This is a genomic window from Azospirillum baldaniorum (genome assembly GCF_003119195.2).
GTDB classification, from domain to species: domain Bacteria; phylum Pseudomonadota; class Alphaproteobacteria; order Azospirillales; family Azospirillaceae; genus Azospirillum; species Azospirillum baldaniorum.
On record NZ_CP022260.1, the window covers coordinates 579,141 to 600,837 of the forward strand.

Below are 21,697 nucleotides of genomic sequence, written 5' to 3' on the forward strand. Positions count from 1 at the left end.
GAACCGGCCCGGCCGCCATCGGTTGGCTCTGCTGTCCCAGCACAAGCAGCGGAGCCGGTTACATCATGGATTTGAACGGAAAAGTCGCCCTCATCACCGGGGCCGGGTCGGGCATCGGCAAGGCGTCCGCCACCCTGTTCGCCAGCGCCGGGGCGAGCGTCGGCGTGCTCAGCCGCACCGAGGACGAGATCCGCAAGACGGCGGAGGAGATCACCGCAGCGGGCGGCAAGGCCATCCCCCTCGTCGCCGACGTCGCCGACAGCGAGGCGGTGAAGCGGGCGGTGGACCGGCTGGTCCAGGAGTATGGACGGCTGGACATCGTCTTCGCCAACGCCGGCATCAACGGCGTCTGGGCGCCGATCGACGAGCTGACTCCGGAGGAGTGGGACCGCACCATCAACATCAACCTGCGCGGCACCTACCTGACGCTGCACCACGCGGTGCCGTATCTGAAGAAGGCGGGCGGCGGGTCGGTGCTGGTGACCGCCTCGATCAACGGCACGCGGGTGTTCAGCAACGCCGGGGCCACCGCCTATTCCTGCACCAAGGCGGCGCAGGTCGCCATGGTCCAGATGCTGGCGCTGGAGCTGGCCAAGCACCGCATCCGCGTCAACGCCATCTGTCCGGGGATGATCGACACCAAGATTCAGGACAACACCCAGGCGCGCAACACCGCAGAGGCCGAGGAGGCCGCCGAATATCCCGACGGCGAGATACCGCTGACCCGCGGCAAGCCGGGCAGCAGCGCCGACGTGGCGGAGCTGGCGCTGTTCCTGGCATCGGACCGCTCGAAGCACATCACCGGCACACCCGTCTGGATCGACGGCGCCGAGTCCCTGCTGATCGGCTGAGGGCCCGCTCATGGCGGACGGCTTTATGGCGGACGGCTTCGCGTGGTGGCAGAGCGGGGTGATCTATCAGGTCTACCCGCGCTCCTTCCAGGATTCGAACGGCGACGGGGTGGGGGACCTGCCGGGCATCCTGGCCCGGCTCGACCATCTCCAGACGCTCGGGGTGGACGCGCTGTGGGTGTCGCCGATCTACCCGTCGCCGATGGCCGATTTCGGCTACGACGTGTCGGACTACACGGGCGTCCACCCGCTGTTCGGGACGATGGAGGATTTCGAGCGGCTGTTGGCGGAGCTGCACCGCCGGGGCATGAAGCTGATCCTGGATTTCGTGCCCAACCACAGCTCCGACCGGCACCCGTGGTTCCAGGCCAGCCGCTCGTCGCGCGACGACCCGAAGCGCGATTGGTACATCTGGCGCGACGCGGCCCCGGACGGCGGCCCTCCCAACAACTGGCTGTCGGAGTTCGGCGGCGGTGCCTGGGAATGGGACGCGGCGACCGGCCAATACTATTACCACGCCTACCTGAAGGAGCAGCCGGACCTCAACTGGCGGAATCCGGCGCTGCGCGAGGCCATGCTCGACGCGCTGCGCGTCTGGCTCGACCGCGGGGTGGACGGCTTCCGGGTGGACGCCATCCATCACCTGATCAAGGACGCGCAATTCCGCGACAACCCGCCGAACCCCGGCTGGCGGGAGGGCATGTCGCCGGTCCGCCGGCTGATCCGCCTCCACACGGTGGACCAGCCCGAGGTTCACGACGCCATCGCCGCCATGCGCCGCGTGGCGGATGGGTACGGCCCCGACCGGCTGCTGATCGGGGAGGCCTATCTGCCCATCGATCAGCTGATGGCCTATTACGGCGCCGACCTGACCGGCTTCCAGCTTCCCTTCAACTTCCATCTGCTGTCCACCCCGTGGGAGGCGAAGGCGCTGGCCGCGCTGATCCGCACCTACGAGGCCGCCCTGCCGCCCGGCGGCTGGCCGAACTGGGTGCTCGGCAACCACGACCGTTCCCGCGTGGCGAGCCGGCTGGGGCGGGGCCAGGCGCGGGTGGCGGCCATGCTGCTGCTGACGCTGCGCGGCACGCCGACGCTCTACCAGGGCGACGAGATCGGGATGACCGACGTGGCGATCCCGCCCGACCGCGTGCAGGACCCCTGGGAGAAGAACATCCCCGGCCTGGGGCTGGGCCGTGATCCGGTGCGCACGCCGATCCCCTGGGACGGCGGTCCGCGAGGCGGTTTCACGACGGGCGAGCCCTGGCTGCCGCTGGGTCCCGACCACGAGCGGGTGAACGTCGCGGCGCAGGCGGCCGACCCGTCCTCCATGCTGGCGCTCCACCGCGCCCTGCTGTCGCTGCGGCGGGCGGAGCCGGCCTTGTCGGTCGGGCGCTACGAGCCGGTGTCGGCGGAAAACGACGTCCTGGTCTATGAGCGCCGTCATGGACGCGACCGCTTCCGTGTCCTGCTGAACCTGTCGGCGGCGGAGCGGACGGTGGACGCGGTGCCGGACGCTGCCCATATCCGGCTGTCCACCCATCTCGACCGCGGTGGGGAGCCGGTGTCCGGCGCCCTGCGCCTGCGGCCCGACGAGGGGGTGGTGATCGGTTTCGACGACAAGGGAAAGGGTGGGGAATGAGCGGAGACGTGAAGAACAACGCGGCCAAGAACCGTTACGAGCTGACCGTGGGCGACGCCACCGCGGTGGTGGAGTACGAAAAGCGCGACGGGGCCATCGTCTTCACCCACACGGAGGTTCCGGAGAGCATGGCCGGGCAGGGCATCGGCTCCGCGCTGGCGCGCGGTGCGCTGGAGGACGCGCGCTCCAGCGGGCAGAAGGTTGTGCCGGTCTGCCCCTTCGTGGCCAAATACATCCAGCGCCACCCGGAGTACCAGGATCTGGTCGTCGCGGAGGGCGGACCATCGACGTGAGGCGATCGCCGTGAAGCGGATTTTCCTGGCCGCCGGGCTGCTGATTCTTCCGCCGGCGGCGGGCCGGGCCGCCACGCTGGAGCTGGACTTCGCCGCCTATGGCGGCGGCGTTTCCCTGGCGCGCGGCAGCGTCATGCTGACGGAGGAGGGAGAGGGCGGCGCCAGCCGCTACCGGGCGGCCCTGGAGGCGGAGGCGGTGCCCTGGCTCGGCCTCTTCACCAATTTCCGCTACCACGCCGAGTCCGCGGGACGGCTGGAGGCCGGCGCCGCCCAGCCGGACCGTTTCCGCGGCGAGCGCCGGCTGCGCCGCAAGCAGGACATCATGACGCTGACCTTCGGCCCCGACGGGGTGGATGTGACGGCCGATCCGCCGCTCAGCCCCGACAAGGCGGCGCGGGTGCCGCCGGACAGCCGCCGGGGCAGCATCGATCCGTTGAGCGCCGGGGCGGCGGTGATCCTGACCGCCAGCCGGGCGGGCGGCTGCGGCGGACGCTATCCCGTCTATGACGGGCGCCGCCGCTACGACATCATCATGACGCCGCAGGGCAAGGGCGACCTGCCGTCGTCGCGCTACCGCATCGCCACGGGTACGGCGGAGGTCTGCGCGGTCACCGTCCGCCCGGTGGCCGGCTTCCAGGGCGACCGCGACCGGGACCGCTTCTTCGCCGAAGGGGTCGAGCGCAAGGCGACCGTGTGGTTCGCCCGCGCGCCGGAGAGCGGGCGCGTCGTCCCGGTGACGGTGGAGGTGCCGACCGACACCATGACGGTGCTGGTTCACACCGTCGGCGTGAAGGCCGGCTTGTAACCGGAGTTACGGATTCGCGGCGAGGCGCCACTGGCCGTCGTCGCCGCGGCAGGCGGTGCCGGTGGCGGACTCCTGACGGCCGTCGATGGTCACCTTGTGCTGGAACTCCTTGCACTCCCGTCCGGCGGAATCGCGCCCGGCGCGGATCGGGGTGATGGTGCCGCTGGTGTTCGTGCTGTCCGGGCTGTTCCAGCGGATGGTCTGCCCGACCGGCGCGTCGAGCGCGCGGGTCTCCGCGCTCTGCGCCGCATTGCGACTGCCCGGGCTTAACTGCTCCATCAGGTAACCGCCGGCGAAGTAGCCGAGCAGGCCACCGGCGCCGATGGCCAGCAGGTTGCCGCTGCCCTTGCCGATCTGCGATCCGGCGAGCGCCCCGACGGCGGCCCCGCCCAGCTTGCCCAGCAGGTCGTTGTCGATGCCGAAGGTGGTGTTGCCGCCGCCGTTGCCGAGCGGGCCGCCCTGCGGGTTGGTCTGGGTCGGCGCGCCGTAACCGCCCTGGGTGAACACCTGCGCCGAGGCGGGGGCGGAGGTCAGGGGCAGGGCGACGGACAGGCCAAGGCAAAGGACCGAGGCGAAGCGAATCCCGGACAGGCGGACAGCGGACACGTCGGCTACTCCTTTATTGCAACGCGATGGTCATCTGAACACCACGGCCCCGCTCAAGGTTGAGGCAAAAGGGCGACAATGACCTTCGACGAAGATGGCAATCGTCAGGCGCTCTTCAACTCCGGGAAAGCATCCGCCGCGCTGACACCCAACGCCTTGCGGACGGCGCGGGCGAGGTCGCGGTCGCGGTAGGGCTTGATCAGGAACTCCGCGCCCGGCCCCTCGCCGCTCAGGCCCCCGGCCACGCCATGGGCGTAGCCGGAGGCGTAGAGCGCCTTCAAGGCGGGATGGCGGCGCTGCGCCTCCTGGGCCAGTTCCAGCCCGTTCATGCCGCCGGGCATCACCACGTCGGTGAACAGCAGGTCCACCCGCGGCTCCCCGGCCAGCACGGCCAGCGCCTCCGGCCCGTTCTCCGCCTCGACCACGGTGTAGCCGAGATCCTGGAGGGTCAGCACGGCGACCTGACGCACGTCGCGGTCGTCGTCCACCACCAGGATGACCTCGCCCTGGCCGGGCAGCGGACCGCTGTCCTCGGTGTCCTCCGGCGCCTTCGCCTGACGGACGGCTGCGGGGGCGCAGGGCAGGTGGAGGTGGAAGGAGGTGCCGCGGCCCGGCTCGCTCTCCACCCGGATCAGCCCGCCCGACTGCTTCACGAAACCGTGGATCATGCTCAGCCCCAAACCGGTGCCCTTGCCGATCTCCTTGGTGGTGAAGAAGGGTTCGAAGGCACGGGCCAGAACCTCCGGCGGCATGCCGCAGCCGGTGTCGCTCACGGTCATCCGCACATAGCGTCCGGGGCTCAGCTCCGCGTCCCCCTCCTCGGCCTCCACCATCGCGGTGGCGATGGTCAGCGTGCCGCCCGCCGGCATGGCGTCGCGTGCGTTGATGACGAGGTTCAGCAGGGCCGACTCCGCCTGCGTGCGGTCCACCAGCGCCGGGCAGAGGGACGGCGCGCTGTCGATCTCGACGGTGATCGCCGAGCCGAGCGTGCGCTCCATCAGCTCGCCCATGTTGCGGACCAGCGCCTCCATGTCCACGCTCTCGGGATGGAGCTGCTGGCGCCGCGCGAAGGCGAGCAGCCGCCGCGTCAGGTCGGAGCAGCGCAGCGACGCCTGCAGGGCCATCTCCACCCGCCGCGCCGCCTTGGGGTCGTCGAAGGCCATGCGGCCCAGCCTCTCCAGGCTGCCGATGACCACGGTCAGCATGTTGTTGAAGTCGTGGGCGATGCCCCCGGTCAACTGGCCGATGGTCTCCATCTTCTGGACATGGGCGAGCTGGAGCTGAAGCTCCCGCGTGTCGGTGACGTCCAGCACCGTGCCGCAGAGTTCCGGCGGCCGGCCGCCCTCGCCCGGCAACAGCATGGCCTTTTCCAGGAGCGTGCGGTACTGCCCGTCGGCGGCACGCCAGCGGTATTCCACCGTGGACACGCCGCCCTGCCGCATCGCGTCGAACTGGATGGCGGCGCGCTCGCGGTCGTCCGGATGCAGTCGCGATTCCCAGAAACCGCCGTCCGTCAGGAAGCGCTCGGCGGGGAAGCCGAACAGCGCCTCGACGTTCTCGGTGACGTAGCGGAAGGGCGTGCCGCGCTCCGGCCCGGCGGTGTAGAGCACGATCGGCAGGGAACGGGCGATCATCGCCTGCCGCTCCTCCGACCGGCGCAGCGCCTGCTCGGCCTCCAGCTTCTCGGCGCGCACGCGGTAGTTCTCGGCCATCAGCCGCTCGCGCAACGCTGCCTGGCGCTTGACCTCCTCGGTCTTGCGGTACAGCTCGACGAAGACGGTGACCTTGCTGCGCAGGATGACCGGGTCCACGGGCTTGAACATGTAGTCGACCGCCCCCGCGGAATAGCCGCGGAAGATGTGCATCTCGTCCTTGTTGATGGCGGTCAGGAACAGGATGGGGATGTGCCGCGACTTGCGGCGGTTGCGGATCAGCTCCGCCGTCTCGTAGCCGTCCATGCCGGGCATGTGGACGTCCATCAGGATCGCCGCGAAGTCCTGGTCGAGCACGCGCTTCAGCGCCTCCTCGCCGGAGCGGGCGAGGATCACCGTGGCGTCGAGGTCGGCCAGCGTCTCCCGCATCGCCAGCAGGTTCCGGGGATCGTCGTCGACGACGAGCACGCGGACCTCCGGCGGCGGCAGTGTGGCGTCCTCGATCTCGGCGAAGCTGGCGGGCATCTGGGGGTGGGGCATGGGCTTCTCCTCACTCCCGTCCGGCATGGGTGTGCCCCGCGTCGTCGTCCTGCCGGCGTCCGGCCCAGACCCGCAGCAGCGACAGCAGGTGATCGATGTCCACCGGCTTGGCGAGATAGTCGGTCGCCCCCGCCTCGATGCACTTCTCGCGGTCGCCCTTCATCGCCTTGGCGGTGACGGCGATCACCGGCAGGCCGCGCCCGGACGCGGTCGCGCGGATTTCCCGGATGGTCTGGTAGCCGTCCATCAGCGGCATCATGATGTCGACCAGAGCCACATCGAGGTCGGGGTGCGCCTTCAGCAGCTCCAGCCCCTCCGGCCCGCTCTCGGCGTGCAGCACCGTCATGTCGTGGGCCTCCAGGACGCTGGCGAGCGAGAAGATGTTGCGGAAATCGTCGTCCACGATCAGCGCCTTGCGCCCCGCCAGCACCGGGTCGCGCTGGCGGATCTGGTCGAGCGCGTTGCGCTTGTCGTCGGGCAGCCGGTCCACCGCCCGGTGCAGGAACAGCGCCGTCTCGTCGAGCAGCGAGTCCGCGGAATGGACGCTGCGCAGCACCACCGTCTCGGCCAGCCGGCGCAGCCGCGCCTCGTCCTCCGGCGCGATGGCGTCGCTGACATAGGCGACGACCGGCATCCAGGCGGTGGAATCGCGGGTGCGCAGGCTGTCGATCAGCTCGAAATCGCTGGGCTGGGGGATCGTCAGGTCGAGCACCATGCAGTCGAACCGCTCCTTCGCCAGCAACGCGCGGGCGGCCTCGGCGGAGGTGACGGTGCTGATGTCGATGTCGTCACCGCCCCCGCCCCCGACGCCCTTGTCGTGGTCGATCAGGCCGGCGATGCCGCCGGTCTCCGGGTTGGGGACCTTCTCGACGATCAGCAGCCGGCGCTGGTGGCGCTCCACGAAGCCCTTGACCTTGGCGAGTGCCGCGAAGATCGCCTCGCGGTCGGCCGGCTTCTCGGTGTAGTCGAAGGCGCCCATGGCGAGGCCGCGGCGCCGCTCCTCCTTGGCGGAGATGACGTGGACCGGGATGTGGCGGGTGTGCGGGTCGCGCTTCAGCAGGTCGAGCAGCGCCCAGCCGTCGATGTCCGGCAGTCCGATGTCCAGCATCACCGCGTCCGGGCGGTATTTGCGGGCCATCGGCATGGCCGGGCTTCCGGCGTGGGAGAGGATCGCCTTGAAGCCCTTCTCCCGCGCCAGATCGACCAGGATCGAGGCGAACTTCACGTCGTCCTCGACGATCAGGACCACCGGGTCGCCGGGGCGGATGCGCTCGCGGTCGTCGGCGACGGGGTGGTGCTGCGGCAACGCCAGCCGCTCCTCCGGCCCCGGCACCACGATGGGCCGTGTCGGCGTCGGGAAGGGAGCCAGCTTCGTCGCCGGGTCGCCGTAACGGGCGATGTCGAACTCCATCGGCACGTAGAGCGTGAAGGCGCTGCCGGCCCCGGACTCGCTCTGCACGCGGATCTCGCCGCCGAGCAGGCGGGCGATCTCGCGGCTGATCGACAGGCCGAGGCCGGTGCCGCCGTACTTGCGGCTGGTCGTGCCGTCGGCCTGCTGGAACGCCTCGAAGATGATCCGCTGCTTGTTCTCGGGGATGCCGATGCCGGTGTCGACGACGGTGAAGGCCAGCACCCCCTCCGCCGCGTTCAGCACGGGGTGGGCAGCGCTCCAGCCCTCGCCGGCCAGCCCGACGCGGAAGGTGACGCCGCCGGTCTCGGTGAATTTGAAGGCGTTGGACAGCAGGTTGTTCAGCACCTGCTCCAGCCGCTTCTGGTCGGTCTGGATGGCCGCGGGCAGGGGCTGGGTCATGTCGATGTCGAAGCGCAGCCCCTTCTCCTCGGCGAGCTGGGCGAAGGTGCGCTCGACATGGCCGCGCAGATCGTCCAGCACCACCGCGCCGATTTCCAGAGTGACCGTGCCGGATTCGATCTTCGACAGGTCGAGGATGTCGTTGATGAGGTTCAGCAGGTCTGAGCCGGCGGCGTTGATGGTGCGGGCGAACTCCACCTGCCGCGGGGTCAGGTTGTGGTCGCCGTTGTCGGACAGCAGCTTGGACAGGATCAGCAGGCTGTTCAGCGGGGTGCGCAGCTCGTGGCTCATGTTCGCCAGGAACTGCGACTTGTATTTGGAGGTGAGGGAAAGCTGCTCGGCCTTCTCCTCCAGCGCCTCGTTGGTCTGGCGCAGCTTCTCCTGCTGGGCCATCAGCAGCTCCTCCGACTGGCGGAGCGAGGCGGCCTGATGCTCCAGCCGCTCGTTGGTGGTCTTCAGCTCCTCCTGCTGGCTCTGCAGCTCGGCGGTCAGGCGCTGCGACTGCTTGAGCAGCCCTTCGGTCCGCATGTTGGTGGCGATGGTGTTGAGGACGATCCCGATGCTTTCCGTCAGCTGCTCCAGGAAGGAGCGGTGCGTCTCGCTGAAATGGCCGAAGGAGGCCAGTTCCAGCACGGCGTTCACCTCGTTCTCGAACAGCACGGGCAGGACGATGATGTTCAGCGGCGCCGCCTCGCCGAGGCCGGAGCTGATGCGCACATAGTCCTTCGGCACGTTGGTCAGCAGGATCGGCTTCTTCTCGTGGGCGCACTGGCCGACCAGCCCCTGCTTCAGCGTGAAGCGGGTGCCCAACCCGTCGCGCTCCTTCAGGGCGTAGCTGGCGACCAGATCGAGGACCGGCTCGTCGCCGTCGCGGCTGGTGACGTAGAGGACGCCGTGCTGGGCGTTCACCAGCGGCGCGATCTCCGACAGGATCATGTTGGTGACGGTGACCAGATCGCGCTCGCCCTGGAGCATGCGGGTGAATTTGGCGATGTTGGTCTTCAGCCAGTCCTGTTCCGCGTTCTTCTGCGTCGTGTCGCGCAGGTTGCGGATCATCTCGTTGATGTTGTCCTTCAGCGCCGCCACCTCGCCCGACGCCTCGACGGCGATGGAGCGGGTGAGGTCGCCCTTGGTCACCGCGGTCGCCACCTCGGCGATGGCGCGCACCTGGGTGGTCAGGTTGGCGGCGAGCTGGTTCACGTTGTCGGTCAGGTCGCCCCACACGCCGGTGGCGCCGGGCACCTTGGCCTGACCGCCCAGCTTGCCTTCGATGCCGACCTCGCGCGCCACGTTGGTGACCTGATCGGCGAAGATGGCCAGTGTCTCGATCACGCCGTTGATGGTGTCGGCCAGCGCCGCGATCTCGCCGCGCGCCGCCACGGTCAGCTTGCGCTTCAGGTTGCCCTCGGCGACCGCCGTCACGACCTCGGCGATGCCGCGCACCTGACCGGTCAGGTTGGCGGCCATCATGTTCACGTTGTCGGTGAGGTCCTTCCAGGTGCCGGCCACACCCTTCACCTGGGCCTGTCCGCCCAGCTTGCCTTCGGTGCCGACCTCGCGCGCCACGCGAGTGACCTCGCTGGCGAAGCTGTTGAGCTGGTCGACCATCGTGTTGATGGTGTCCTTCAGCTCCAGGATTTCGCCCTTCACGTCGACGGTGATCTTGCGCGACAGGTCGCCGTTGGCCACCGCCGTGGTGACGTCGGCGATGTTGCGGACCTGATTGGTCAGGTTGCCGGTCAGCAGGTTGACGTTGTCGGTGAGGTCCTTCCAGGTGCCGGCGACGCCCTTCACCTGGGCCTGCCCGCCGAGCTTGCCCTCGCTGCCGACCTCGCGGGCGACGCGGGTGACCTCGCTGGCGAAGCTGTTGAGCTGGTCGACCATCGTGTTGATGGTGTCCTTCAACTCGCGGATTTCGCCCTTCACGTCGACGGTGATCTTGCGCGACAGGTCGCCCTTCGCCACCGCCGTGGTGACCTCCGCGATGTTGCGGACCTGACTGGTCAGGTTGGTCGCCATCGCGTTGACGTTGTCGGTGAGGTCCTTCCAGGTGCCGGCGACGCCCTTCACCTGGGCCTGCCCGCCGAGCTTGCCTTCGGTGCCGACCTCGCGGGCGACGCGGGTGACTTCCGAGGCGAAGCTGTTGAGCTGGTCGACCATCGTGTTGATGGTGTCCTTCAGCTCGCGGATTTCGCCCTTCACGTCGACGGTGATCTTGCGCGACAGGTCGCCGTTGGCGACGGCGGTGGTCACGTCGGCGATGTTGCGGACCTGATTGGTCAGGTTGCCGGTCAGCAGGTTGACGTTGTCGGTGAGGTCCTTCCAGGTGCCGGCGACACCCTTCACCTGGGCCTGTCCGCCGAGCTTGCCCTCGCTGCCGACCTCACGGGCGACGCGGGTGACTTCCGAGGCGAAGCTGTTGAGCTGGTCGACCATCGTGTTGATGGTGTCCTTCAGCTCGCGGATTTCACCCTTCACGTCGACGGTGATCTTGCGCGACAGGTCGCCCTTCGCCACCGCCGTGGTGACGTCGGCGATGTTGCGGACCTGGGCCGTCAGGTTGGCGGCCATCAGGTTGACGTTGTCGGTGAGGTCCTTCCAGGTGCCGGCGACGTCCTTCACCTGGGCCTGCTCGCCCAGCTTGCCCTCGATGCCGACCTCGCGCGCCACCCGCGTCAACTCCGCCGTCACGGTGACGAGCTGCTCGACCATCCGGTTGACCGTGCGGGCGGTGTGCAGGAAGTCGCCCTGGAGCGGACGCCCGTCGACCTCCAGCGGCATCGACTGCGACAGGTCGCCCTTGGCGACCGCGCCGATGACGCGGGCCATCTCCTGGGTCGGCTGGGTCAGGTCGGCGACCATGGCGTTGACGCTGTCCACGCAGTCGCCCCAGCCGCCCGAGGCGGTGGGCAGGCGGACGCGCTGGCCGATGCGACCCTCCTTGCCGATGGCGACGCTGACCCGGCCGACGTCCTCCACCAGGGCTTCGTTCATCTCCACCACGTCGTTGAAGGCGGCGGCGATCTCGCCGTCCAGCCCATCCAGGTCGAGCGGCAGGCGCACGGAGAAGTCGCCCTTGCGGAACTGGCGCAGCGCGCGCAAGAGAAGCTGGGGGGAGAGCCGGTCGTGAGCGTCGGTCATCGTCATGACGCGATGGTCCCTAAGAAGTCCAGGCCTGTGTCTCGGGTGTCCCCTTGCGCGTGGTGGACGGCGCATCCGGCGGAACGCCGGATTGGCCGCGCGCCGGAGCGGCGCAGCCATGGGACGGCAAGCGGAAGGCGGCGGGGGCTAATGCTGGGGGGCGGCGTTGTGCAGCAGGGTCTTCAGCTGGCGCTCGTCGTAGGGCTTCTGGATGAAGCCGTGCGGGCCGGCGGCGCGGGCGCGCTCCAGCAGGACGGGATCGCTGGCCCCGGACATGAAGATGCTGCCCACGGCGAAGCGCTCGCGCAGAGCCTGCGCGGTCTCGATGCCGTCCTGTGGACCGGCGAGGCCGATGTCCACCAGGGCCAGGGCGGGGCGCTCCCGCTCGGCGATCTTCAGCGCGTCGGCGGCGTTGGCGGCGACGCCGCACACCTCGTAGGACAACTCCTCCAACATATCGGTCAGATACATGGCGACGATCGTCTCATCCTCGACGACCAGGACCCGGACGGGGGGTGTGGTTGCGGCGGGCGCGGTCCCGTCCGCCCCGGCCCGTGGTGACCTGTTGATCGGGTTGGTCATCCCTTATCCCTCTTGTCGTTCTGCCGGCTGCGGTGCCGGAACGGCGTCGATGAGGCGCCTGTCCCGCCCGCCGCCGGAACCCGAGCGGAGACGTCGGATACCGGCGAAGCTGACCGGGACGAGTAGCACGGAGGGGTGAGGCAATTAAGGGAGAAAAGGTCAAATACCCCCAACAGGTTATACCCAGTAGGGTGACTGCACTCCAAAAGAGGGCAAGCATATTCCTTAAATTCAATATGGAATAGTTCGAATCCGGCGCGTTTGGGCCGTCTTTGCTTGGGTTCGATTGAAATGTGCGGTGCAAACGCGCGGCAGCCATGTAGAGATGTGCGGCCTTTTTAACAATTTTGCAAGTAATTTTGCGCGTAAACTTGCTACTGTCCACGGAGCGGGCGTGGAGTCGATTGCAGGGGTGCTGGGAAGCGGGATGAGCGGTGCCCCGACAAGCGGGCCGGGCGAAGGGGCGGACCTGAGCCTGGAGGATCTCGCGCAGGCCATCAGAGCCCACCGGCTCTATCTGGCGGCGCGCCCGAACGGACTGCGCCTTCAATTGAAGGCGGCGGACCTGACCGGTTTCGACCTGTCGGGTTTGCTCCTGTCGGACGCGATTCTGACCGGAGCGAATTTCCGGCGCAGCGTCCTCCAGCGCTGCAACTTTGACGGAGCGGATCTGTTCGGCGCCAGCTTCGTCTCCGCCGATCTGCGGGAGGCCTCGCTGGTCGGGGCGGACATGCGCGGGGCGAACTTCACCAAGGCCTGCCTGCGCAACACCCTGTTCGAGCGGGCGGACCTCCGCCCCGGCCAGCTCGTGCTGTGGAAGGACCGGCGCAAGGCCCGGCAGGAGGCGGCGCTGCGGGAAGCCGTCCTGGTCAACGCGAATTTCACCGACGCCGATCTGACCGGCGCCAACCTGACCCGCGCCAGCCTGGAAGGGGCGGACTTCAGCAACGCCGCCCTGTTCGGTGCCAACCTCAGCGGTGCCGATCTGCGGGGCGCCGATTTCAGCATGGCGAAGCTGAAGGGCGCCATCCTGAACAACGCCGTCGTTGCCGGCGCCACCTTCCAGGGCGCCGACCTGCGCGACGCCGAACTGCGCAACGTCCCCATGGCCACCGCCGATTGGGCGGAGGCGCGGATGATGGGCGCCATCTACCACCGCAACCAATCGGACTTCCCGCCGGAAATCCGGGAGGGGCTGGACGGCCATGTCCGCTGGATCAACAGCAACGGCAAGCAGGGCAGGCGGTTCGACGTGTCGGACGGGGCCTTCGTCGGGACCGATTTCGACGGCTGCGACCTGAGCGGGGCGATCTTCCGCAATTGCGACTTCACGCGGGCGAGCTTCCGCGACAGCAAGCTGCAGATCGCCCAGTTTCCCGGCTGCCGCATGCGTGAAACCTGTTTCGAGAATTCGGAACTGTCCGGGGCCAGCTTCGAGGGCTGCGACCTGACCCGCGCCATGATGCGCAACGCGGTGATGCGGGCCATCGAGCTTCTGGCGGCGGACGGCCAGCCCACCGGGCGCCTGTGGCCGACCAACCTGCGCAACGCCCAACTGGCCGACAGCGACATCCGCGGCGCCGACCTGCGGGGTGCGCGGCTGGCCGGGGCGGACCTGACCAACTGCAACCTGTCGGGAGCCGACCTGCGCGACACCGACATCGAGAAGGCCAACACCACCGGAACGACGCTGGTCCATTGCCGGTTGAAGTGACCGTAAATTTTAATCCCGAAAAATTTTCGAAAAGAGTCGGTCATTTTGTCGCAGGGGCTGCTCTCCACCCATGCCCGGCATTGTGCATACCAGCATGCGGGGATTAAAACGCCGGCCGAGGTGGCGGCTGGTTTCCCAAGCCGCTTGTCATGATCGAGGCCAAGTAACGGAGCGGCGGACGCCGCGCGCCGATGCGACGAATATTGATCGTGGCGAAGCGAACAACGCAGGACGTCCTGCGGGCCTTGGGTGGCCGTGCCTGTCTTTTGGGCATTGGAAATCGAGGATAGTGCAATGAAGCGTAGTGTTGCCGTTCTGGCCTTCGGCCTGTTCGCCGCCCTTCCCAGCATCGCCTCGGCGCAGGACGCCGATGCGGGTGAGAAGGTGTTCAACCAGTGCAAGGCCTGCCACACCATCGAGGCCGGCGGCCCCAACCGCGTCGGCCCGAACCTGCACGGCGTCGTCGGCCGCCCGTCGGGCTCCATCGAGAGCTTCAAGTATTCCGACGCCATGAAGGGCGCCGGGCTGGCTTGGGACGAGGCCAATCTCGACAAGTACCTGACCGATCCGAAGGGGACTGTCCCCGGCAACAAGATGGCCTTCGCCGGCGTGAAGAACGAGCAGGCGCGCAAGGACCTGATCGCCTTCCTGAAGAAGAACAGCTGACGCGTCCGCAAGGACACGCGCTGGGTGACCGGGAGGGGCGGCGCCCCCTCCCGCGACCGGCGCCCGGCCGCAAGGTCACGCCCGTCCGGGCAGGACCGCCCGCCTCCCTGCGGTCCATCCTATGAGGATGGCAGCGGTCGCCCTGCCCTTGTGGGCAGGGGACCCGTAAAAACGCTTCTCGCCAGGCACAAGGAGAACAGGAGGCTGTTGGGGACCGGTGTGTCCCAACGCAAGATTGTAGATCGGGAGGTCGGAATGCCCATGTTGCGAACCGCAGCCCTTGCCGCCGTGTCCATCCTCGCGCTCGCCGCCTGTTCGAGCGAGCCGGGCCTCGTGCCACCGATGGGCAGTTCCGGCGCTTCCGCGTCCCAGATGGGAAGCACCGGGTCGGGCGCCTCCTCGACGCTGACGGTGGCGGACCAGTCCTTTCTGACCCAGGCGGCCTACGGCGGCTTCGGCGAGGTGGCGATGGGCACGCTGGCCCAGCGGCAGGCGTCCAGCGCCACCGTGCGCGACCTCGGCCGGCGCATCGCCGCCGACCATACCCAAGCCAACCAGGAACTCGCCCGACTGGCCCAGGCCAAGGGCGTCACGCCGCCCACCGCGCCGGACCCCGGCCGGCAGGCGGTCGCCGACGCGTTGGCCTCGCTTCAGGGCACCGCGTTCGACCGGCAGTATCTGCAGCAGCAGATCGCCGAGCACGAGGTGTCGGTCGCCCTGTTCAACGCGCAGGCCCAGGGCGGCACCGACCCGGACGTCCGGGCCTTCGCCGCCAAATGGTTGCCCGGCTTGCAAATGCACGCGCGCGAACTGCGCGCGCTCGGCAACCCGCTGGCGCAACTGCCGTAGCGGCGGGCTTGGCCCGATGATCCGCGTCAGGCGACCGCCGGAAGCGGGTGCAGACCCGCGGTGAGGCGTTGAACGTCCGCGGCGAAGCGGTCGGCGGCGTCCGGCGTCAGCTCGAACCGGACATGCAGATCCTGCTCCTTGCCCCCCAGCACGGCGAAGGGAATGGGGATGGTGCAGCCGGGAATGGTCAGCACGCCGCGGCTGCCCAGCTGAGTCCGGTCCAGGCCGCGAATGGTGGCGCCGCCTTCCGACAGATTGGTGAGCTGTCCCGACAGCGACCCAACCGCTCCGGCGATGGTGCAGGGCAGGTTGACCTCGAACCGCGGGGCGCGGCGGCGGTCCACCTCGGGCGTGGCGGTGCGCACGGCGCGGACCAGCATCTCGCGCAGATGGTCGATGCTCCCCGCCACGTCGGACGCCACCCGGCGCACCTCGTCGGCGCGGCTGCCGGTCACCGCCGCCTCCTCCGACACGTGGGCGATGCGGGACGACACTTCCTGCGCGGCGGCGGCGGTCTGGCCGACGTTGCGGGAAATCTCGCTGGTCGCGGCACCCTGCTCGTCCATGGCGCTGGCGATGCTGCTGGCGACGCCGTCGATCTCGGTGATGGTCCGCCCAATGTCCTGCACCGCGTCGACGGCACCCGCGGTCATGCTCTGCAGGTCGGTGATCTGGCGGGAAATCTCCTCCGCCGACTTGGAGGTCTGGGTGGCGAGGTTCTTCACCTCCTGGGCGACCACGGCGAAGCCCTTGCCGGCCTCGCCCGCGCGCGCCGCCTCGATCGTCGCGTTCAACGCCAGCAGGTTGGTCTGGCTGGCGATGTCCTGGATGAAGGTGGCGACCTCCCCGATGTGGCCGATGGCCTCGGACAGGGAGAGCACCACGTCCTCGGTCTTGCGGCCGCTTTCCACGGCGCGGCGGGAAATCTGGCTGGCGAAGGTGACCTGACCGGTGATTTCGGCGATGGAGGCGGTGAGTTGGTCGGTGGCCGCCGCCACGGCCTGGGCGTTGCCCAGCGCCTGTTCCGCTGCGGCCGCCACGCTCTGCGAGTTGGCGGAGACGGTCTCGGCCGAACTGGCCATCGCCTGGGCGTTGCTGTCCATCGAGACCGACCGCTCGGCGACGCGGTCAACGGCGGTGCGGGTTTCCTGCTCCACCGTGCGGGCCATGGATTCGAGGGCGGCGATCTTGGCGGCCTCGGCCTCGCGGCGCTCGCGCTCCTGCGCCTCGCGCAGGCGCTGGTTGTCGATGCCCTTCTGGCGGAAGATCTCGACGGTCTTGGCCATGGCGCCGATCTCGTCCTGGCGGTCCAGTCCGGGGACCGTCACCTCGTAGCGCTCGTCGGCCAGTTGGAACATGGTGCCGCGGATCTGGTCCAGCGTGCGGAACTGGCGCCGGACCACCAGCAGCATCACCAGGGCCATGCCGATGGTGATGACCGCCGCCACCTGGATGATGTTGGGGACGACCTCCTCCAGAACGCGCAACGCGACGCTCTTCTTCAGGCCGACGAACAGCACGCCGATGACCTCGCCGTTCTGGTCGATGATCGGGTCGTAGGCGGTGAAATAGGCCTCGCCCAGGATGTCGGCCTCACCGCGGAAGGGCTCCTTTCCGTCGATGACGGCGCTGTAGACGGGACCGCGGGCCAGCTTCGTCCCGACGGCCCGGTTGCCGTCCGGGTTGTGGATGTTGGTCGCCACACGGGTGTCGCCGCGGAAGATGGTGGCCACGCCGCCGGTGACGCTGCGGACGGTGTCGACGATGTCGTTCGCACCGTCCAGCTTGACGTCGTCGATGTACAGCGCGCCGTCCTTGAGCCGGTACTCGGACCCTTTCTGGTCGAGCAGCATCCGGAAGTTCGTAATGGCCTGCTCCCTCCGCTCCGCCGCGTCCTTGCTGATGCTGGCGGTGACCTTGACGATCGTTGCGTAGGTCAGGGCGCCGGACAAGGCAATCAGGCCGAGCGTGCACAGAATGGTCAGCTTTGTCGCAAGGCTGAGCGTGCGGAGGGGATTCATCGGCCGAAAACTCCTTGAAAAATCGTCGGGTCGCCCCGGAAACACCGGGAAGGCGGCGCATTGGTAACCTTTGTCGCGCATTTGTAACAAATAGTTTTGTCAACGTCGGGACGCACCGGATTCATGCAATGTGAAGGTGCTGTTGCGGTTTTTGTCAGCCGCCTTGAGGAAAGTGTTTGTATTTCAAGGCTTATTCATTGCGCCCATGCTGCGTCTTGAGCAAAGTAAACCATCTGTTAATCATGAAGTGGGACAGCATGTCGCACGCGAATTCCTTTTATAGATACCTTTGGTGTAGGGGAAATGTTATCGGTTGGCGCTCGTTCATTACAGAATACAAACATTCGCCATGCCGGACACCCTGCGTGCCCTTGACGTCACCAAGACCGCCTATTTCGGTTTGGGACCGGAATCGGTCGCCAGTCTGCGACAGGCCTTGCCGATCATCTCCAAGGCCCTGCCGGGGGTTCTGGACCGCTTCTACGCCCGCACGATGGCCCAGCCCGAACTGGCCGCCCTGTTCGCCAATCCGGCGCAGGTCGAAGGAGCCAAGCGCGCCCAGATCGCGCACTGGACCCGGCTGTTCGAAGGCCGCTTCGACGACGGCTACAAGGAATCGGTGCGCGCGGTCGGCATCGCCCATCACCGCATCGGGCTGAGCCCGAGCTGGTATGTCGGCGGCTACGCCTTCATCCTGGGCGAGATCATGGCGGCCCTGGCTCAGAGCATGGGCGGGACGCTGCTGACCGGCAGCCGGCTCGGCTCGATCGTGACCATGCAGCGCGCCGTGGTGTCGGCGGTTCTGATGGATCTCGACGCCGCCCTGTCCGTCTATTGGGACCGGCTGATCGACGAGCGGCTCCAGGCGGTGGATGCGATGGTCGATTCCATCGACCACGAGGCCAACGACGTGGTGGACAGCGTCGCCAGCTACACCGCGGACCTGCGCCGCACGGTCGGCGATCTGGACAGCGTCTGCGCAACGGTGAAGGACAGCATCACCAGCACGTCCGCCGACACGGCGGAGGCGTTGGACGCCGCCCAGACCGTTGCCTCCGGGGCGGAGCAGCTTCAGGCGGCAGTCGGCGAAATCTCGGTGCAGGTCGGCGGCGCATCCCGGATCGCCGGCGAGGCGGAGGAGAAGAGCGGCGAGGCCCGCCAGATCATGGCGCAGCTCAGCACCGCGGCGCAGGAGATCGGCGGCATCCTGAACATCATCCGCGCCATCGCCGGGCAGACCAACCTGCTGGCGTTGAACGCCACCATCGAGGCGGCGCGGGCCGGGGAAGCCGGCAAGGGCTTCGCCGTGGTGGCGACGGAGGTGAAGAACCTCGCCGGGCAGTCGGCCAAGGCGGCGGACGAGATCGCCGCCAAGGTCGGCGCCATCCAGGCGGTGGCGGAGCAGGCCATCACCGGCATGGACGGGGTGGCCACCACCATCACCACCATGCAGGAGATCAATTCCTCGATCGCCGCGGCGGTGGAGGAGCAGTCCTCCGCCTCGCGCGAGATCGCCCGCAACATCGGCGAGGTCGCCGGAATCTTCCGCGGCATCGCCAGCCGGATGACCGAGGTCAGCGGCGAGACCGAGCGCGCCACCACCGTGGCCTACACGGTCGGCGAAAGTGCCAACCGCATGCAGGAGGCGCTGGACACCCTGCCGTCGCTGCTGGCGCGGGCCATCCGCACCTCCTCCGATCTGGCGAACCGGCGCCACACGCGCCGCCGCCCGGTTCTGCTCGACGGCAGCGTGGACCAGACGCCGGCGCTGGTCCGCGACATCTCCGAATGCGGCTGCTACGCCGAGACGAAGGGGGCGGCGCCCAGCGGCGGGCAGGTCACCGTGTCGCTTCCCGGCTACAAGCTGTCGCTGCGCGGCTCGGTGGTGGCCCGGCACGACAACCGGCTGCACATCCGCTTCGACGAGCGCAAGATCGGCCGCGAGGAGGTGGACCGCATGAGCCGCGACGGGGTGGGAGAACTGGTCCGTCTCGCCAAGCAGGACCATCTCGCCTTCGTTGAGAAGATCATGGAGGCGGTGGGCGGCCAGCGCACGCTTCTGCCGGCGGACCTGTCCACCCATCACTCCTGCCGTCTCGGCCGCTGGTACGACAGCGTGAACGATCCCCGGACGATGCGCCTGCCCACCTACAGGGGCATGGCCACCCCGCATCGGACCGTCCATGAGTCGGGCCGCGAGGCGCTGCTCGCCCTCCAGGCCGGCAACCGCATGGAGGCCGAACGCCACGCCGCCGAGATGACGCGGGCGTCGGCGGAGGTGGTCCGGCTGCTCGACGAGATGGAGCGCGATTTCGCCCGGACCCTCGCCGAGGCCGCCGAGTAGCCGGTTCCTTTGGACGGACGGTCCCGCCGGGTCTCAGCGCCCGGCGGTGTCCGGCGGTGCTTCCGGCGCGCTGTTCTCCGGCGGCGGCTCGTCCAGGGTGGACAGCCGGCCGGCGAGCCCCTCCGCTTCCTTGGCCGCGGTCCTGGTCGGCGCGCCCGACGTTGCCGTTCCTGTTCCCGACTTGGCGTCGTCGCCGGTGTTCAGGATGACCGGCAGACCGTCCCGCCCGCCGATGATGATGGTCTTGGCGTTCGAGGAGGTGGCGAAGGCCCGCGTCGCTTCGATGCCGCGCAGGCGCAGATACTCCGGCGTGATGTTGCGGGCGACGATGTCCTGGAAGTCGCGCACGCCCTCCGCCTCGATCCGCTTGCGGTCGCGCTCCTTGGCCTCGCGGGCGATGCGGAAGTCGTATTCCTCCATGATCTGCTGCTGCTCGATCTTGCGGTCGATGGCCTGACGGACCAACGGCGGGAAGCTGACTCCGGCCACCAGCACGTCCTCCACCCGGATCATCACGGAGCTGTAATCGTCGGCGATCGCGCCCGGAGGGAGCTTCAGCGCCTGCAGATCGGTCGGCGGCGCCGGGAATTGGCGGCGTGCCTCGGTCAGCAGGAAGCCCTGGATGTCCGCCCGGTTGATCGAATAGAAGTTTTCCGGATTGTGCTTCGACACGAATTCGTAGACGAGGCTGGCGATCTCCGGATGCACCAGCTTTTCCGCGTAATCGTCACCGGCCAGCTTGTGGAGCAGACCGGCGGCCGGCGGGTTGACGCGGTAGCGCAACGCCACGGTCACCGTCATCGACATGCCGTTGGCCGCCACCGCCTCGTAGGTGCGGGTGTCGGTGCGCAGGCGCACGTCGTACATCGTCACCCGGTCCCACGGGAAGATCAGGTGGGTGCCCTCGCTGTAGACCCGGTCGGTGACCGTGCCGCCGAAGAAGCGCAGCCACAGCACGCCGACATGGCCGGAGGGCACCTCGACGAAGACGGCGGGGGCGATGGCGAGGAAACCGAGGATGAGGGTGAGCGTCAGGGCGTAGATCGACACGCTGCGCCGTTTCAGCCAGAGGCCGGCGCGCTGCCCCAGGGGGGCGCGGGCGAGGCCGTCCCCGGCGGACTGGTCGAGCGTGGTCATCGCGGTCTCGTCGTCAGCATCTTCTCACGTTCCCGCGTGCTGGGGCGGCCCACCGCCTGGATCACGAAGTTCACCGGCGGAGTCAGGAAGACGGCCAGCAGGAAATGGCCGATGAAGCCGATCGTGGTGTTGCGGCCCATGACGGCGCACACCAGACAGGCGAGGAGATAGAGCATGACGAGAACGAGGGGCATGCGCGTCCGGCCTTGGAATGGGAGCAGGGCGGAGGGGTGACGGCGGCCGGAGGGGGCGGGGATGCGCGGAAGCGTCCCCGCCCGTCCTCCCGGTCCGTGGCGGCGTCCGGGTGCTGCGGTCAGGCCGCGGCCGGGGCGGCCTCCGGCGTCGCACCCTTGCGGCGGCGGGCCTCCTCGAACTTCTCGCGGAAATAGGTTTTCACCTTTTCCGGCTGGAAGGTCAGGAAGGTGCCGCCCGACGCGAAGTGCTGCTGGAAGACCTTGCCCAGCGCGTAGGTGAAGGCGCTGTTGAAGGCCGGTTGGGTGGCCAGCCGCGTCACCGTGCCGATCACCGGCACCGAGCGCAGAGCCATGTTGAACGCCATGGAGCCGAGCAGGCTGCCGCCCAGGGCGGTCGGGGCGACCGTGGCGAACAGCGTGCCGACCGCGGAGCGGCCGATGTCGCCGCGGAAGTCGACGCCGTGCAGTTCCGACAGCTCCTTCAGCAGGCGAAGCTGGACGACGGCGAGTGCTGCGGTGTCCACGAAGTTCAGCGGGATGACGCCCGCCGCGGCGGACAGCAGCACATGCTTGCGGATGATTTCCGCCGCCTGCGCCTCGGTGGCGGCCGGAGCGGCCGGGGTGCTCGCGGGGGCGGCTTCGGACGTGTTGGCGGTTGTGCTTGCGATCTCCGGGGCGGCCGTCACGGCCTCCGGAGCCGGGGTGGTGGCCAGGGTGGCGGCCGTTTCCGGCTTCGCCTTGCCGCCCGGTGTTTCCTTCTCACTGACCATGCTGTGGTGCTCCAAAAAGGGACGTTGTCGAGGGAAAATCAGCAATGAACGTCGCGCGTCGGAATGGTCCGCGGCGACAGTCG

At 68.6% G+C, this 21,697-nt stretch carries 16 protein-coding genes; 8 read left to right on the top strand and 8 right to left on the bottom strand.

The annotated features are described in order from the left end of the window. The first annotated feature begins 65 nt into the window (after positions 1-65). From Sp245p_RS29240 to Sp245p_RS29255, 4 genes are read left to right on the top strand one after another with little or no spacing between them, the layout of a single operon-like run. Entirely contained in the window at positions 66-851 is a 786-nt protein-coding gene (locus Sp245p_RS29240) for an SDR family oxidoreductase (protein WP_014242490.1), read from the top strand. Positions 852-876: 25 nt separating this feature from the next. Further along, positions 877-2,490 carry an alpha-amylase family glycosyl hydrolase gene (locus Sp245p_RS29245; RefSeq protein ID WP_014242491.1) on the top strand — a complete coding sequence of 538 codons (1,614 nt, stop codon included), beginning with the start codon at positions 877-879 and terminating at the stop codon, positions 2,488-2,490. Beyond that, positions 2,487-2,783, top strand: coding sequence for a GNAT family N-acetyltransferase (locus Sp245p_RS29250; RefSeq protein ID WP_014242492.1), 297 nt, complete (start codon positions 2,487-2,489; stop codon positions 2,781-2,783). Before Sp245p_RS29245 ends, Sp245p_RS29250 begins: the two co-directional genes overlap by 4 nt. A gap of 10 nt (positions 2,784-2,793) precedes the next feature. Continuing rightward, positions 2,794-3,588 carry a DUF3108 domain-containing protein gene (locus tag Sp245p_RS29255; protein WP_014242493.1) on the top strand — a complete coding sequence of 265 codons (795 nt, stop codon included), beginning with the start codon at positions 2,794-2,796 and terminating at the stop codon, positions 3,586-3,588. A gap of 6 nt (positions 3,589-3,594) precedes the next feature. On the opposite strand, the gene Sp245p_RS29260 is transcribed toward Sp245p_RS29255, so the two are convergent. The 4 genes from Sp245p_RS29260 to Sp245p_RS29275 all read right to left on the bottom strand — a co-directional run bounded on the left by Sp245p_RS29260 (position 3,595) and on the right by Sp245p_RS29275 (position 11,919). Further along, positions 3,595-4,194 (bottom strand): RT0821/Lpp0805 family surface protein, encoded by a 600-nt coding sequence (locus Sp245p_RS29260; RefSeq protein WP_014242494.1) that lies wholly within the window; start codon positions 4,192-4,194, stop codon positions 3,595-3,597. Positions 4,195-4,298: 104 nt separating this feature from the next. After that, positions 4,299-6,386 carry a response regulator gene (locus Sp245p_RS29265; RefSeq protein WP_244439506.1) on the bottom strand — a complete coding sequence of 696 codons (2,088 nt, stop codon included), beginning with the start codon at positions 6,384-6,386 and terminating at the stop codon, positions 4,299-4,301. Between the two features lie 10 nt (positions 6,387-6,396). Next, the gene (locus Sp245p_RS29270) at positions 6,397-11,337 is read right to left on the bottom strand and encodes a HAMP domain-containing protein (RefSeq protein ID WP_109139211.1); all 4,941 of its coding nucleotides are present in this window, start codon (positions 11,335-11,337) and stop codon (positions 6,397-6,399) included. A gap of 147 nt (positions 11,338-11,484) precedes the next feature. Beyond that, a complete protein-coding gene (locus Sp245p_RS29275) occupies positions 11,485-11,919 on the bottom strand; it encodes a response regulator (protein WP_014242497.1) in 435 nt (144 codons plus the stop codon). A gap of 427 nt (positions 11,920-12,346) precedes the next feature. On the opposite strand from Sp245p_RS29275, the gene Sp245p_RS29280 reads away from it, so the two are divergent. The 3 genes from Sp245p_RS29280 to Sp245p_RS29290 all read left to right on the top strand — a co-directional run bounded on the left by Sp245p_RS29280 (position 12,347) and on the right by Sp245p_RS29290 (position 15,148). Beyond that, entirely contained in the window at positions 12,347-13,633 is a 1,287-nt protein-coding gene (locus Sp245p_RS29280; protein WP_014242498.1) for a pentapeptide repeat-containing protein, read from the top strand. 294 nt (positions 13,634-13,927) lie between these two features. Beyond that, the gene (locus tag Sp245p_RS29285; protein ID WP_014242500.1) at positions 13,928-14,299 is read left to right on the top strand and encodes a c-type cytochrome; all 372 of its coding nucleotides are present in this window, start codon (positions 13,928-13,930) and stop codon (positions 14,297-14,299) included. A 255-nt stretch (positions 14,300-14,554) separates the two neighbouring features. Beyond that, positions 14,555-15,148, top strand: coding sequence for a DUF4142 domain-containing protein (locus Sp245p_RS29290; RefSeq protein WP_014242502.1), 594 nt, complete (start codon positions 14,555-14,557; stop codon positions 15,146-15,148). Between the two features lie 26 nt (positions 15,149-15,174). Here Sp245p_RS29290 and Sp245p_RS29295 read toward each other — a convergent pair whose 3' ends face one another. Continuing rightward, entirely contained in the window at positions 15,175-17,169 is a 1,995-nt protein-coding gene (locus tag Sp245p_RS29295) for a methyl-accepting chemotaxis protein (RefSeq protein WP_014242503.1), read from the bottom strand. A gap of 349 nt (positions 17,170-17,518) precedes the next feature. On the opposite strand from Sp245p_RS29295, the gene Sp245p_RS29300 reads away from it, so the two are divergent. Next, entirely contained in the window at positions 17,519-19,513 is a 1,995-nt protein-coding gene (locus tag Sp245p_RS29300; RefSeq protein WP_014242504.1) for a methyl-accepting chemotaxis protein, read from the top strand. 33 nt (positions 19,514-19,546) lie between these two features. Here Sp245p_RS29300 and Sp245p_RS29305 read toward each other — a convergent pair whose 3' ends face one another. The 3 genes from Sp245p_RS29305 to Sp245p_RS29315 form a co-directional block, all read right to left on the bottom strand. Next, positions 19,547-20,650, bottom strand: coding sequence for a prohibitin family protein (locus tag Sp245p_RS29305; protein ID WP_014242505.1), 1,104 nt, complete (start codon positions 20,648-20,650; stop codon positions 19,547-19,549). Then, a complete protein-coding gene (locus Sp245p_RS29310; RefSeq protein ID WP_014242506.1) occupies positions 20,647-20,844 on the bottom strand; it encodes a hypothetical protein in 198 nt (65 codons plus the stop codon). The genes Sp245p_RS29305 and Sp245p_RS29310 overlap by 4 nt, the downstream gene beginning before the upstream one ends. Before the next feature lie 119 nt (positions 20,845-20,963). Continuing rightward, positions 20,964-21,614 (bottom strand): YcjF family protein, encoded by a 651-nt coding sequence (locus tag Sp245p_RS29315; RefSeq protein WP_014242507.1) that lies wholly within the window; start codon positions 21,612-21,614, stop codon positions 20,964-20,966. Between the last annotated feature and the right edge of the window lie 83 nt (positions 21,615-21,697).